A 13,159-nucleotide genomic window follows, 5' to 3' on the forward strand; every position below is an offset into this window, starting at 1 on the left:
ATTTTAAGTTGTTACCATTTTAGAATAGTTAATATTTCAAGCATCAAATTCTGATCTGCTCCAAATTAAGATTAAAGAAGGGAGTAAGATTATTGTTTCTATTTTACTGATGATTTTTAGTGTAACTAATTTCAAGTTAAGAAACTATTATAAATAAGGAAGTGGAAAAATGAATTCTACAGCCAAGGGAGATCGACCACATATCGCAGTTTTCGGTAGGCGGAATGTTGGTAAATCTTCGTTAATAAATAAACTGACTAATCAGAAGCTGGCCCTTGTTTCCAGCCAGCCGGGAACAACTACTGACCCTGTTTATAAAGCAATGGAGCTGCTGCCAATTGGTCCTGTGATGATGATCGATACAGCGGGGATTGATGACCAGGGTGAGCTTGGAGAAATGAGGATCAAAAAGACCAAAGAAATTATGCGCAAAACTGATCTGGCCCTGCTGGTTATTTCTGCGGTTCAGGGGGCAGGCGAGTTTGAAGCTGATTTAGTTAGAGAGTTTAAAGAAAAAGATATTCCTTTTATTGTTGTGCTGAATAAAATTGAGCTTTTGGAAGATGCAGAGAAAGCTGAGCCGATATCTACTTTAAAAAACTTTGATAAATTTTTAAAGAAATTTAAGCTCGATTTTATTAAAGCAAGTGCAGAACAGGAAATTAATATAGACTTAATTAGAGAAACGATTGCGGAAGAGATGCCGGAAGACTGCAGCCGCCAGACTATTATGGGAGATTTAATTGACCCCGGTGATACTGTTGTTTTAGTTACCCCAATTGATAGTGCTGCTCCAAAAGGAAGGCTAATACTACCACAGGTGCAGACAATCAGAGATATTTTAGATCATGACGCTTCTGCTCTTGTAACTAAAAAAACAAAGGTGAAATCAGAAATTGATAAATTAGAAAATGCCCCGAAAATTGTAGTTACTGATTCTCAGGCTTTTGAAACAGTTGCCCGAGAGGTACCCGAGGATATATTACTGACAGGATTTTCTGTTCTTTTTGCTCGCTATAAAGGTGATCTAAAAACCTTTGTTAGGGGAGCAAAGGCAATGGAAAAACTAAAAGCTGGAGATAAAGTGCTGGTAGCCGAAGCCTGTACTCATAGACGCCAGCAGGATGATATTGGAACAGTCAAAATACCGAATTGGGTTCACAGTAAAATTAGTCCTGAAATTGAATTTGAGCATGTATCAGGTAGAGAATTTCCCGATAATTTGAAAGATTATACAGTGATTCTGCACTGCGGCAGCTGTATGTTAAACCGCAAAGAAGTTTTATCAAGGCTGAAAGAAGCAGAAGCTGAGGGGGTTCCGGTAATTAATTATGGAATGGGTATTGCCTGGCTGCACGGAATTCTGGACCGAGCTCTGGAACCTTTTCCAGAAGCTTTAGAACTCTGGCAGCAGGACCAAGAAGAAATTGTAGGAGTGGTTTAGTTGAATCAGTTTAAAGTAAAAAAAATAGTTGATCAGGCTTTTATAGAGGCTGAATTAAATAAAGAACAGATTGCAGAAATTTTAGCGGCAGACATAAATGATTTAGATTATCTGCTGCAGCAGGCTGATCAAAAAAGAGAAGAAATTTGTGGTGATGAAGTACATTTAAGAGCTATCATAGAATTTTCTAGTTACTGCAAACAAAACTGTTATTATTGTGGATTGAGAAAAGATAACCAGCAGCTCAAACGCTATCAGTTAGAGGTAGAAGAAATTATTGAAACTGCTCAAATGGCGGCTGAATTAGGTTATCAGACAGTGGTTCTGCAGTCAGGTGAAGATGATTACCCTGCAGCCGAAATAGCTGAAATTATTAAAGAAATAAAAAAGACTACAGCGATGGCAGTTACTTTGAGTTTGGGAGAAAGAGATTTTGAAGTTTATAAGCTCTGGCGGGAGGCTGGAGCAGATCGATATCTTTTAAAACATGAAATAGCAGATAAAGTTCTTTATCAAAAATATCATCCAGGAATGAGTTTTGAAAATAGAATTGAAAGTTTAAAGTATCTAAAGATTTTAGGTTATCAAATTGGAAGTGGAGTTATAATTGGTCTGCCGGAGCAGACACCAGAAATTATGGCCGAAGATTTGCTTCTCTGTCAGGATTTAGAACTTGACATGATTGGTTCCGGTCCTTTTATTCCTCATCAGCAGACACCATTAAAAGGCAGCAATCGAGGTACAGCTGAGATGACTTTGAAGTTTACTGCTTTGAGCCGTCTTTTATTACCTTTAGCACATATTCCGGCGACAACTGCTCTGGGAACTATTGATGCTGAAGGGCGCCAAAAAGCTCTGCAGGCAGGAGCCAATGTAGTTATGCCTAATGTAACAGATGGAAGATATCGAGAACAGTATCAGATTTATCCCGATAAAATATGTGTTAATGAAGAGGCAGGAGATTGTCGTCAGTGTATTGGCAGTATAATAGCTTCACTTGGTCGTTATGTCAGTCAAAAACAGGGTCACAGCTTAAGAGACTAAAAGTTAAATATTAAAAAAACTCCCAATTTGAACTGCAGCTTTAAAAATTAATGCAGCTTGAGTTGGGAGTTTAGTTATTTTCATCTGTTTCTTTTTCCTTTTTTTCATGCTCATGTTCGCTGAAATCCAGTGCTTTATTGGTGGCTGCAAAATATTCGGTTTCAGGTAGATAGATATTACCTTCCCCTACTTTATCAGTCAGCCCAATTTTGCGGAACATTTTAAGTAAACGCTCATTAACTCCGGTCAGCATTATTTCTCCACCGTTTTCATGCACCTTATCAATGAATTCCTCTAAAACTCCAATAATTGTAATGTCAATTCTTCTTACATTTCTCAGCCTAATTATAAAATCTGTATTTGGTTCAAAAAATTCTTCCAGCTGATCTTTCAAATCATCAGCAGCACTAAAATGAACCGCTCCTTTGAGGTCAACAACCCTTGCCTGCTGGGATGAAATTTCAGATTCATCAACTTTTTTATGGTGGACATGATGGAGATGGTAACCCTGGTCATCGTCTTTTTTATCATAGTACAACATTTCTATATCTGCTTTTTTTGAAATTTGTAAAACTACAACTAAAGAAACTAAGACCCCAAAATAGATTGCCTGGTCAAGGTTAGGCAGCACAATTGTGGCAGTAAAGGTGGACCAGAAAATCAGGGCATCCCCCTTGGTTGTTTTCATGTTTTTAATTACCTCTTTAAAATCTGCAATTCCTAAAGCTGCTGCTATTACCAGACCAGCTAAAACGGAGACCGGGATATAGGCCAAAAGAGGCCTAAAGAATAATATGAAAATAATAATCGAAAGAGCACAGAAAAACTGAGAAACCCTATGTTTAGCTCCGGCACTTAAATTGGCAAAAGTATTGGAAAAAGAAGCTGAGATAGCAAAAGCACTGAAAAAAGAAATTACCATATTGCTGATCCCCTGGCTTCTAAATTCTCTGTTGAAATCAGGTTCTTCATCCGTTTTTAAAGAGATTGCCTGCAGGACAGCCATGGTCTGAATTAATCCCAGTAAGGCTATCGAAAATGCTTTGGTATAAAGCTGGCCAATTAGATGCCAGTCAAAATTAATTAGATTAAAGTCAATTATTTTTTGAGGTATTTCCCCAACTAAAGGTATAGAATTACTAACCCCAGTAACAGCTGTTAAAATTGTCATAATAACAACAGTTAAAAGATATTCAGGCAGCTCTTTTTTTAGTAGTGGAATTGTATAAATCAAAAGTAGGGTAATTAAACCAACAGCCATATTTATATAGTTGATGTCAGAAAAATTTAAAATAAACTGCCAGCTTTTTGTAATTACATTTGAACCACTTACAGCAACTCCGGTAAAATTTTCGATTTGAGAAAAGAGTATTAAAACTGCTGCACCATGTGAAAGTGCTACAATTACAGGATGAGATACATATTTAATTAGTTCACTTAAATTAAAACTAACCAGTAAAAATTGAAATAAACCAATTAAAAAAGTGGTTAGAAAGATAACCTGGAGGTAATTTTCGCCCTGGAAATTATTTAAACTACTGTAAAGAGCAACTGTGATCATATTGGTAGGACCTACAATTACATAAGAGGAGAAATTGAAAATAGAGGCAGTCAGCATTGAAAAAATAGAGGCGTAAATTCCGTAAATTGGATTAATTCCTAAAATTAAAGCATAGGCCATATTCTGCGGCAGAGCAATAGTAGCAGTGGTTAAACCGCTCAGCATATCCCCACTGTATTTTTTAAACAATTTTTTTATATTTAGCAAGGTGGTTCACCCCAATTCTGGATTATATTTTTTTCTTTGCTTCTAGTTTAACAGGCCAGCCTAAAACTTTCAATTGAAAAAGGAATTTTATAATTTAATTTTGCATAGGCAGAGAGCAGGATCAGTAAGCTGCAGCATCTAAAAACACAAGATAAAATTTATTGAAATATATTTTTAGGTACTTGAAAAATAAAATAAAATTTATTAAAATAAAATGAGAAATTCTGCTGCAAAAAAACTAAAATAATTTAAAAAGAAGCTGATTAAAAAAATATTGAATTTAATAGGAGGAGATGAATATGTTAACAAAAAATAATTATTTAACTGCAGTATTCATTTTGCTTATTCTATTATTTGTTTTTTTTCAACCATATTGTGTACAGGCACAAGAAAGTCAAAATAAGACAAATATTGAAGGTACACCAACTTTTAATCAAGGAATACTTATTATTATTTTATTAATATTTTTGCTTTTAGTTATGTTTATATGGGAGCCGCTTCCAATAGGTGTTATATCTTTATGTATACCAGTTATTTTAATTATACTTGATTTTTGGACGAAGGTCTCAGTTGAGGATGCTTTATCAGGATTTAGTAATTCAGCGACAATTACAGTTATGGCAATGTTTGTAATTAGTAGGGGAATTCAAAATAGTGGAGCAATGCAATTTCTAGGAAATAAAATTATTAAATATACTGGTGATAATGAGAAAAAACAAGTGATTGCAATAAGTGGACTGACAGGTATTATTGCTGGTTTTATTAATAACACTCCGACAGTTGCTACTTTTATACCTATGGTGACTGATTTAGCTAGAAAAACAAAAGTATCTCCCTCTAAATTGTTAATCCCACTCTCTTATGCTGCTATGCTGGGTGGTACATTAACTTTATTAGGGACATCCACTAATCTTTTAGGAAGTCAGGTATCTGCTCGCTTGATAAACCATCCTTTTTCCATGTTTGAATTCACAAAATTAGGGATAGTAGTATTTGTGGTGGGAATTTTATATTTAATAACAATTGGACACCGCTTAATACCCGAAAGAATTAGACATGATCTAAAAGATTATATAGAAGAATATGAGATAGAAAAATATTTGACTGAAATAAAAATAGCTGAAAATTCTCCTTTAATTGGACAGGATATAGGAGAATTATTGTCAAATAAGGGTAAGAATTTAGATATTATACAATTAAATCGCAATAATGAAAAATATATGGAACCTCTAGAATTAAAAACAATTAGGCCAAATGATCATTTGGTTATTAGAGCAGATTATGAAACTGTTTTAGAATTTGCAAAGATTAATGGGGTAATTATTCTACCAGAAATTAAAATTTCTCAGGCACAATTAGAAAACGAGATAACCGGCCAAAAAGTAATTGAATTAGTTATTCCTGATAACTCGTTTTTGAAAGGCAGGACTATAAATAATGTTAATTTCCTTAATCGTTATGATGCAAGTTTGCTTGCAATTAGACATGGAGGGGAAATTGCCCATACTGATATTAAAAATTTTTATTTGAGAGAAGGGGATGTTCTTCTATTACTGGCTGCTGAAAATACTATAGAAAGGCTAAAAGAAAATCAAAACTTTATAATAAGAGAAAGGGATGAAACAGAAACTATTGCTTATAAGCCTTTAGATATTATTTTATCAGTAGGAATCGCTTTTTCGATAATTATTTTGGCATCACTTAAAATATTGCCGATTCCGATTGCTACTTTAGCAGGTGTTGCAGCAATGGTTATCTTAAAATTAATAGATCCACAGGAAATATATGATTCAATTAATTGGGAAGTTATTTTTCTTTTAGCGGGTTTAATACCACTAGGGGTTGCAATTGAGCAGACTGGAACTGCTAAGTTTATAGCTAATCAGATTTTAAATATTGCAGGATTTTTACCGGATATTATTGTTTTGGCGATATTTTATTATATGACTACATTACTTACAGATATAATAAGTAATAATGCCACTGTGGTACTTATGATTCCGGTGGCAATAAATGCTGCAGATCAGATTGGAGCAAATCCTTTTGCCTTTGTTTTAGCAGTAACATTTGCTGCTAGTGCTTCGTTTGCGAGCCCGGTAGGCTACCAAACAAATTTAATGGTTTATGGACCGGGAGGTTATAAATTTAGGGATTATGTACTAGTAGGTGCACCCTTAGAAATAATAATGGCTGTTATAGTACCAATTGCTATTTCAATATTTTGGGGGTTATAAAGTATATAACTGTCATAGAACTACAGTAAGTCGAGAAATTAAGAAGGGCTTAATGTTCAAAAAATAAAGGTTATGAGCTGAAGCAGAAAATGAAAGAAAAAATGGTGCAGAATTATTAGATGGGGAACAGGTTTTTCAGAACTAAGGAAAAAATATCAAAATCCCATTTGATTAATCTCAATTTCTATTGTATAATACAGCTAGATAGAAATTTCTACATGACTAGATTTAAAAATTAAAGAACGGGGAGCCAAACTGGAGGCTGAGAGGATGAGCAATCATCGACCCACTACCTGATCCTGGTAATGCAGGCGTAGGTAAAATAAAAAGACCTTAAACCCTCCGGTTTGTTCCTCACAAATTAGGAGGGTTTTTATTATGCAGAATAAATTTTCAACAAGAATGCTGGCAGAAATTGGGGTGGCTGTTGCTCTTGCAGTTGTTTTAAATTTTCTTAAACTCTGGCGGATGCCGCAGGGTGGTTCAATAAGTTTAGAAATGCTGCCGATTTTAGTGATTGCTTTCCGCTGGGGAGTAGGAGCCGGAATGTTTAGTGGTCTGGCCTATGGACTGCTGCAGCTGATGTTTGGAGCTTATATAATTCATCCGATTCAGTTAATTATGGATTATCCTCTGCCTTATATGGTTTTGGGTGCAGCGGGTATGTTTAAGATCAGGAAAGACGAGATTATCCAGCCTCTTAAAATGTTCTGGGCAGTGGTAGTGGCCTCGGCCTTAAGGTTAATTGTTCACATTTTATCAGGAGTTATCTTTTTTGGCAGTTATGCACCTGAGGGTCAGAATGTCTGGGCCTATTCTACTATTTATAATGCGACATTTTTGATTCCAACTACTATAATTACTTATATTGTGCTGATAATTGTAATGAAGGCACTAGAAAAAAAATAATGACGCACTCAATGTGCTAAGGCAAATCTATTTATTTGCTATAAAAGAAAGCGAGTATGACGGGCTCGATGCCCTAATGCTGAGCTGACCATGCGTTTATAAAAGAAAGCGAGTATGACGGGCTCGATGCCCTAATGCTGAGCTGACCATGCGTTTATAAAAGAAAGCTCAGTACAATTTAATAAATGAAACAGGGGAGCCCTTGGGCTGAGATAAAGCAGATGCTTTAACCCTTAGAACCTGATCTGGATAATACCAGCGAAGGGAGTTGTGGGGAGTGATTATTAATATGATTACTTTATTTTAAAACACAGTTTCCTTAATTGGGAGCTGTGTTTTTATTTTGCAATGATTTTTAAACTGATTTTTATATAATATTCTAAATTAATTTCAAAATTATAAGGAGCTGAGTAAAATGACTCAAATGACAAAAGCAATTAATGGTGAAATAAGTAAAGAGATGAGGATGGCAGCAGCGGAGGAAGGGGTGGCTGCAGAATTTATTTGTCAAGGAATTGCTGCAGGAACTATTGTTATACCGGCAAATGTTAACCACAAAAATTTAAAGGCAAAGGCCTTTGGCAGAGGTTTAAAAACTAAGGTTAATGCTAACTTTGGTACTTCTGAAGATTATGATTCTATTGAAGCTGAGTTAAAAAAATTGGAGGCAGCAGTTAAAGCTGGAGCAGATGCAGTTATGGACCTCTCTACGGGAGATAAAATAAAAGAAACTAGAGCAGCTATACTAAAAAATGCTGAAGTTCCTGTCGGAACAGTCCCTATTTATCAAGCGGCTGTAGAAACAGTTAAGTCAGGACGGGGAATAATTGAGATGAAAGTTGAAGAATTATTTGAAGTGATTAAAGCTCAGGTTGAAGAAGGGGTAGATTTTATTACAGTCCACTGCGGCTTGACTTTAGAAACTTTAAGACATCTGGCGGCTGAAGGAAGAGTAACCGATATTGTCAGCCGGGGTGGATCGTTTATGGCAGCCTGGATGCTCCATAATAATCAGGAAAATCCACTTTTTGAGTATTATGACCGCTTGCTTGAAATCTGCTATAAAAACGATGTAACTTTAAGTCTTGGTGATGCTCTCCGTCCGGGCAGTCTGGCAGATGCTACAGATCGAGCTCAGATCCATGAACTTTTAGTTCTGGGTGAACTGGTAGATAGAGCTCGCGAGGCGGAAGTCCAGGTGATGGTGGAAGGACCAGGCCATGTACCCTATGATCAGATTGAAACAAATATCAAACTGCAGAAAGAACTCTGCAAAGAGGCTCCATTTTATGTGTTAGGACCTTTAGTTACAGATATTGCAGCTGGTTATGACCATATTACAGCAGCAATTGGCGGCACAGCAGCGGCAGCGGCGGGGGCGGATTTCCTCTGTTATGTTACCCCGGCTGAACATATTGGCTTACCTGATATTGAAGATGTGCGGGAAGGAGTAATTGCCTGCAAAATTGCAGCTCATGCTGCAGATATTGCAAAAGGAGTTAAGGGGGCAAAGGAGAGAGATAATCAGATGGCAGCCGCCAGAAAAAAATTAGATTGGGAAAAGCAGATTGAGCTGGCCCTGGCGCCAGAAAAATTAAAAGAATCAAGAGCAGCCCACAACCAGACTTTAAAGGAAGAAGATGCCTGTACAATGTGTGGTTCTTATTGTGCGATGAAAATAGTAGATCAGCAGCTTAGTTAAATAATATTTAAGTCCTGATTTAATAGAAGTCAAATAAGAACTTAGAAAAACTGACGATGACTAAAACTAATTATCAAAGTAAATATTAACTTAATTCTGAAAGGATGATTAGAATGGATAATAAGAAATTGACCTTTTCGGCACTTTTAATTGCTCTGGGAACAATGACAGGACACTTAATCTATATTCCAGTGGGAGTGGCCAAAGCTTTTCCGGTCCAGCATTTAATTAACATTTTATCCGCTGTTTTACTGGGGCCTGCCTATACAGTTTGGAATGCTTTTGCAATTTCTCTGCTTAGAAATATGCTGGGAACCGGTTCTCTGCTGGCTTTTCCGGGCAGTATGATTGGGGCCTTAATAGCCGGTCTGCTTTATCAAAAGTTTAAATCTAAGGGGTGGGCTCTGGTGGGAGAGTTAATTGGAACAGGACTTCTGGGAGCAGTGGCTGCTTATCCGATTGCCAGATTTTTGATGGGCAGCGGTTCCACAGTGTTTTTCTTTGTTATTCCTTTTTCTTTAAGTGCAGCTGGAGGGGCAGTGATTGCCTATTTATTCTTAAAAGCAGTGGAAAAGGCAGACAGCCTATCATTTATTGAAGATTTAAATTAATAATGAAGATAGAAAATTGACTGAATTAATTTTAAAGATTAGAGAATTGAAATTGGAGCAAGCAAAAGGAGCTGATTATATTGAAGAAAGTCTTAACAATAGCTGGTTCTGACTCTGGTGGAGGAGCAGGGATCCAGGCTGATTTAAAAACAATGACAGTTCATCAAGTCTATGGAGCGTCAGTAATAACAGCAGTTACAGCTCAAAATACGTTGGGAGTACAGGGAGTAAAAACTTTAAGTGTTCAGGCGGTAATTTCTCAGCTGGATTCTGTTTTAAGAGATATAGAATTTTCTGCTTTAAAAACTGGTATGCTGGCCAACAGTCAGATTATTGAGCAGATAGCTGCAAAAATAAAAGAATATTCTCTGCCAAATCTGGTTGTTGATCCAGTAATGGTAGCTACAAGTGGTGACTTATTATTAAAAGAAGAAGCAGTTGAAACATATAAAGAAAAACTCTTTCCGCTGGCGGAAATTATAACACCTAATCTATATGAGGCGAAAGTATTGGCAGGTGTAGAAACTGAAGAAAATAATGATCCGCAAGTTCTGGCAGAAAAGCTAATAACTTACGGCAGCAGCTGGGTGCTGATCAAGGGCGGTCACACAACTAAAAAGAGGTCAGCAAAAAAAGCAGTTGATCTCCTTTATGACGGCAGCCAGTTCATAGAATTTGAAGCAGAACATATTCCTACAAATAATACTCATGGAACAGGCTGTACTCTTTCGGCAGCAGTTGCTTCAAATTTGGCTCGGGGAATGGACATGGAAAAAGCAGTGGGCCAAGCAAAGAAATTTATTACCGGGGCCATCAAAAATAATTTTCCTGTTGGCCAGGGTAATAGCCCGGTCAATCATTTCTGGCGGCTTCAAAATCTGCAGCATAGTTCCAATCAGCAGTTTTCTTAAGTTTATCTAGTCAAATAAGATATTAGGAGGTAAAAATGCTAAACTGGGATCTTTATTTAATCACAGAAGAAAGTTTATCAGCTGGCAGAAAAACTATAGAAGTTGTGAAAGAAGCAGCTGCAGCTGGAGTTGATGTAATTCAGCTGCGGGAGAAAAATTTGTCTCTGCGGGAAAAATTTAAGCTGGGACAGCAGATTAAAAAAATATGCAGTCGATATCAGATCACATTGATAGTCAATGATCGGCTTGACCTGGCTCTGGCTTTAGATGCAGATGGTGTGCATCTGGGGCAGAGCGACCTGCCTCTGCGGTCTGCCCGCAAAATTTTAGGTCCAAATAAGATTATTGGCCTTAGTGCCTGCCGGGATCAAGAAATCACTCAGGCTGAAGCTGATGGTGCAGATTATCTGGGAGTGGGAGCAATTTTTAAGACTAAATCTAAGCAGCTCAACTCAGATAAAAATGGAATTGGTCTGCAGAGATTGGCTGAGATTAAAAAAAGAACTGATTTACCGCTGATAGCAATTGGAGGCCTGAATAAAAGCAATGCCCCACAGGTAATCAAAAGTGGGGCTGACTGTATTTCGGTAATTACAGCTCTGACAAAAGCGGAAAAGATAGAAAATGAAACTCGAGAATTTAAGCAAATAATCAAAAAAGCAAAATCTAAAAGGAGGGTCCAAAATTGTCAGCAGAAACTAGTCAAAATAGAAAAGAATATGCCGAAAGGTTAAAAAAGTTTAAAAAAATTATCAAAGCAGAAAAGCCTTTGATTCATCATATAACAAATAATGTGACAGTTAATGACTGTGCTAATATAACTTTAAACTGGGGCGCTCTGCCGGTGATGGCCCCAGCAGTAGAAGAATCAGCTCAGATGGTGGAAAATGCTTCATCTCTGGTTCTAAATCTGGGGACTATTTCTTCCTGTCAGCTTGAGTCAATGCTTAAAGCAGGTAAAAGAGCAAATGAACTAGGAATTCCAATAGTATTAGATCCCGTTGGAGTTGGAGCTACAAAGTTTAGAATTGAAGCAGCTCAAAAAATATTAGCTGAGCTAAAAATTTCAATAATTAAGGGCAATCAAGGTGAGATATCTTTCTTAGCCGGAAAAGAAGCTGAAGTTAGAGGTGTAGAATCAATTGGTGAATACAAAAATACAGCTGAAGCTGCAGAAGAATTGGCCAAAAAGTTAGGAGCAGTTATTGTTGTCAGTTCTGAGATTGATTTGCTTAGTGATGGCCGCCAACTCTCTGAGATCAACAGAGGTCATCCTCTAATGGGAAAAGTTGTGGGCACAGGCTGTATGCTGGGGTCAACATTAGGTGTTTTTGCTGCTGCAGCAAAAAATTCCAATTTATCTTTATTTGAGGCAGCCCAAACTGCAGCATATTATTATTCTCTAGCAGGAGAAAAGGCAGCTGAGATTGAAAAAGCACCCAATAAATTCAAAAGGGAATTTATGGATCAGATCTATTTTTTAAATTAATTATTTTAAATATTTTCAGCAATATTTTTATTATATTACTCAAACTTCGCACTTGCAAAAGGGTTATTTATTGGGCGAAGTTTGAGTTATATTATGAAAGTAACTGTATTACAAGTTGGCTTTTCTCAGCTAAATAAAAGGTGCCTATTGAAAAAAGTTGGCAAAAAAGATAAAATATAATTAACTAAAAATTAAAATAATTAGAAGGAGAACAAAGACGGTTGGATTTGGAATAGTTTAGTTTTTTAGATTAAAAAAATAATTTAGCATTGGGAAGGGGTAAATTATGCAGTTTTTAATCAATAATCCACAGTTCTGGCGCAGTGATGGGATTAATGAAAACCCGCCGGAAAAGTTTGAACTTAAATTAAATGATGGAAAACTTGAGCTGCCGACAGAAGTTAGAGCCAGACTGGGACTCGACACAGAAACAGAAGTTAGAATTAAATTTAATCAGAAGGGAATTTACATTGAAAGAGCAGATCCCCGGCTGACAAAAGTTTATGTTGAGCCGACAAGTGACTGTAATTTAAACTGCAAAACCTGTGTCCGCCATTCCTGGGAGGAAAAGATGGGTTTTATGGAAATGGAAACCTATTATAAATTAATTGAAGAACTGAAAGACTTTAAGGGTCTAGAAAAAATTTCATTTTGGGGAATTGGGGAGCCGCTTTTTCATCCAGAGATTGCAGAGATGATTGAGCTGGCCTCAGAGCTGGGAGTAAAAACGCAAATGATTACAAATGGGCTGCTGCTCGATCAGAATAAAGCAGAAGCACTGCTTGAGGCCGGTCTGGACAGCCTGGTGGTTTCTGTTGATGGGACTTCTCCAGAAACTATGGCCGATATTCGATCCGGGGCAGACCTACAGACTGTGATAAAAAATGTGCAGACTTTTCGTAATTTGCGTGATAAAAAACAGAAAAACTGTGAGATCGGGATTGAATATGTAATTATGAAATCAAATGTGGACGAACTTAAGGATCTGCGTAAACTGGCTTTTAGAATGGGGGCTTCCTTTATATTTCTTACCAATCTGCTGCCCTA

General features: G+C 36.8%; 11 protein-coding genes and 1 riboswitch. Of the genes, 10 read left to right on the forward strand and 1 reads right to left on the reverse strand.

All coding sequences use genetic code 11. The annotated features are described in order from the left end of the window. Nucleotides 1–169: 169 nt before the first annotated feature. Together hydF and hydE are read left to right on the forward strand one after the other, a co-directional pair. Nucleotides 170–1,444 (forward strand): [FeFe] hydrogenase H-cluster maturation GTPase HydF, encoded by a 1,275-nt coding sequence (hydF, locus tag C7954_RS08690; RefSeq protein ID WP_134059559.1) that lies wholly within the window; start codon nt 170–172, stop codon nt 1,442–1,444. Further along, nucleotides 1,445–2,488, forward strand: coding sequence for a [FeFe] hydrogenase H-cluster radical SAM maturase HydE (gene hydE, locus C7954_RS08695; protein ID WP_134059562.1), 1,044 nt, complete (start codon nt 1,445–1,447; stop codon nt 2,486–2,488). It abuts the gene before it with no gap. Between the two features lie 70 nt (nt 2,489–2,558). Here the strand turns inward: hydE and C7954_RS08700 are convergent, their stop codons facing one another. Further along, nucleotides 2,559–4,256 carry a SulP family inorganic anion transporter gene (locus C7954_RS08700; protein WP_134059565.1) on the reverse strand — a complete coding sequence of 566 codons (1,698 nt, stop codon included), beginning with the start codon at nt 4,254–4,256 and terminating at the stop codon, nt 2,559–2,561. Between the two features lie 299 nt (nt 4,257–4,555). On the opposite strand from C7954_RS08700, the gene C7954_RS08705 reads away from it, so the two are divergent. The 8 genes from C7954_RS08705 to C7954_RS08740 all read left to right on the forward strand — a co-directional run. Then, nucleotides 4,556–6,490, forward strand: coding sequence for an SLC13 family permease (locus C7954_RS08705; protein ID WP_223174558.1), 1,935 nt, complete (start codon nt 4,556–4,558; stop codon nt 6,488–6,490). Nucleotides 6,491–6,868: 378 nt separating this feature from the next. Then, entirely contained in the window at nt 6,869–7,399 is a 531-nt protein-coding gene (gene thiT / locus C7954_RS08710) for an energy-coupled thiamine transporter ThiT (protein ID WP_133505451.1), read from the forward strand. Between the two features lie 182 nt (nt 7,400–7,581). Further along, nucleotides 7,582–7,683: riboswitch (TPP riboswitch) on the forward strand. A 131-nt stretch (nt 7,684–7,814) separates the two neighbouring features. Further along, a complete protein-coding gene (gene thiC, locus C7954_RS08715) occupies nt 7,815–9,101 on the forward strand; it encodes a phosphomethylpyrimidine synthase ThiC (RefSeq protein WP_073156610.1) in 1,287 nt (428 codons plus the stop codon). A 113-nt stretch (nt 9,102–9,214) separates the two neighbouring features. After that, nucleotides 9,215–9,712, forward strand: coding sequence for an energy coupling factor transporter S component ThiW (gene thiW / locus C7954_RS08720; protein WP_076544232.1), 498 nt, complete (start codon nt 9,215–9,217; stop codon nt 9,710–9,712). 80 nt (nt 9,713–9,792) lie between these two features. Next, nucleotides 9,793–10,623 carry a bifunctional hydroxymethylpyrimidine kinase/phosphomethylpyrimidine kinase gene (gene thiD / locus C7954_RS08725; protein WP_073156604.1) on the forward strand — a complete coding sequence of 277 codons (831 nt, stop codon included), beginning with the start codon at nt 9,793–9,795 and terminating at the stop codon, nt 10,621–10,623. Nucleotides 10,624–10,658: 35 nt separating this feature from the next. Continuing rightward, entirely contained in the window at nt 10,659–11,357 is a 699-nt protein-coding gene (thiE, locus tag C7954_RS08730) for a thiamine phosphate synthase (RefSeq protein WP_089716259.1), read from the forward strand. Next, nucleotides 11,309–12,112 carry a hydroxyethylthiazole kinase gene (gene thiM / locus C7954_RS08735; RefSeq protein WP_166667702.1) on the forward strand — a complete coding sequence of 268 codons (804 nt, stop codon included), beginning with the start codon at nt 11,309–11,311 and terminating at the stop codon, nt 12,110–12,112. Before thiE ends, thiM begins: the two co-directional genes overlap by 49 nt. 286 nt (nt 12,113–12,398) lie before the next feature. Beyond that, on the forward strand, nt 12,399–13,159 hold a 761-nt coding region (locus C7954_RS08740), incomplete at its 3' end, for a radical SAM protein (protein ID WP_134059568.1).

Source organism: Halanaerobium congolense (assembly GCF_004366375.1).
GTDB classification, from domain to species: Bacteria; Bacillota; Halanaerobiia; order Halanaerobiales; family Halanaerobiaceae; genus Halanaerobium; species Halanaerobium congolense.

Bases quoted from the DNA above. Each gene is read 5' to 3' on its own strand.
- C7954_RS08705 (WP_223174558.1), top strand. From the start codon at position 4,556: ATGTTAACAAAAAATAATTATTTAACTGCAGTATTCATTTTGCTTATT.
- thiC (WP_073156610.1), top strand. From the start codon at position 7,815: ATGACTCAAATGACAAAAGCAATTAATGGTGAAATAAGTAAAGAGATG.
- thiW (WP_076544232.1), top strand. From the start codon at position 9,215: ATGGATAATAAGAAATTGACCTTTTCGGCACTTTTAATTGCTCTGGGA.
- thiE (WP_089716259.1), top strand. From the start codon at position 10,659: ATGCTAAACTGGGATCTTTATTTAATCACAGAAGAAAGTTTATCAGCT.
- thiT (WP_133505451.1), top strand. From the start codon at position 6,869: ATGCAGAATAAATTTTCAACAAGAATGCTGGCAGAAATTGGGGTGGCT.
- hydF (WP_134059559.1), top strand. From the start codon at position 170: ATGAATTCTACAGCCAAGGGAGATCGACCACATATCGCAGTTTTCGGT.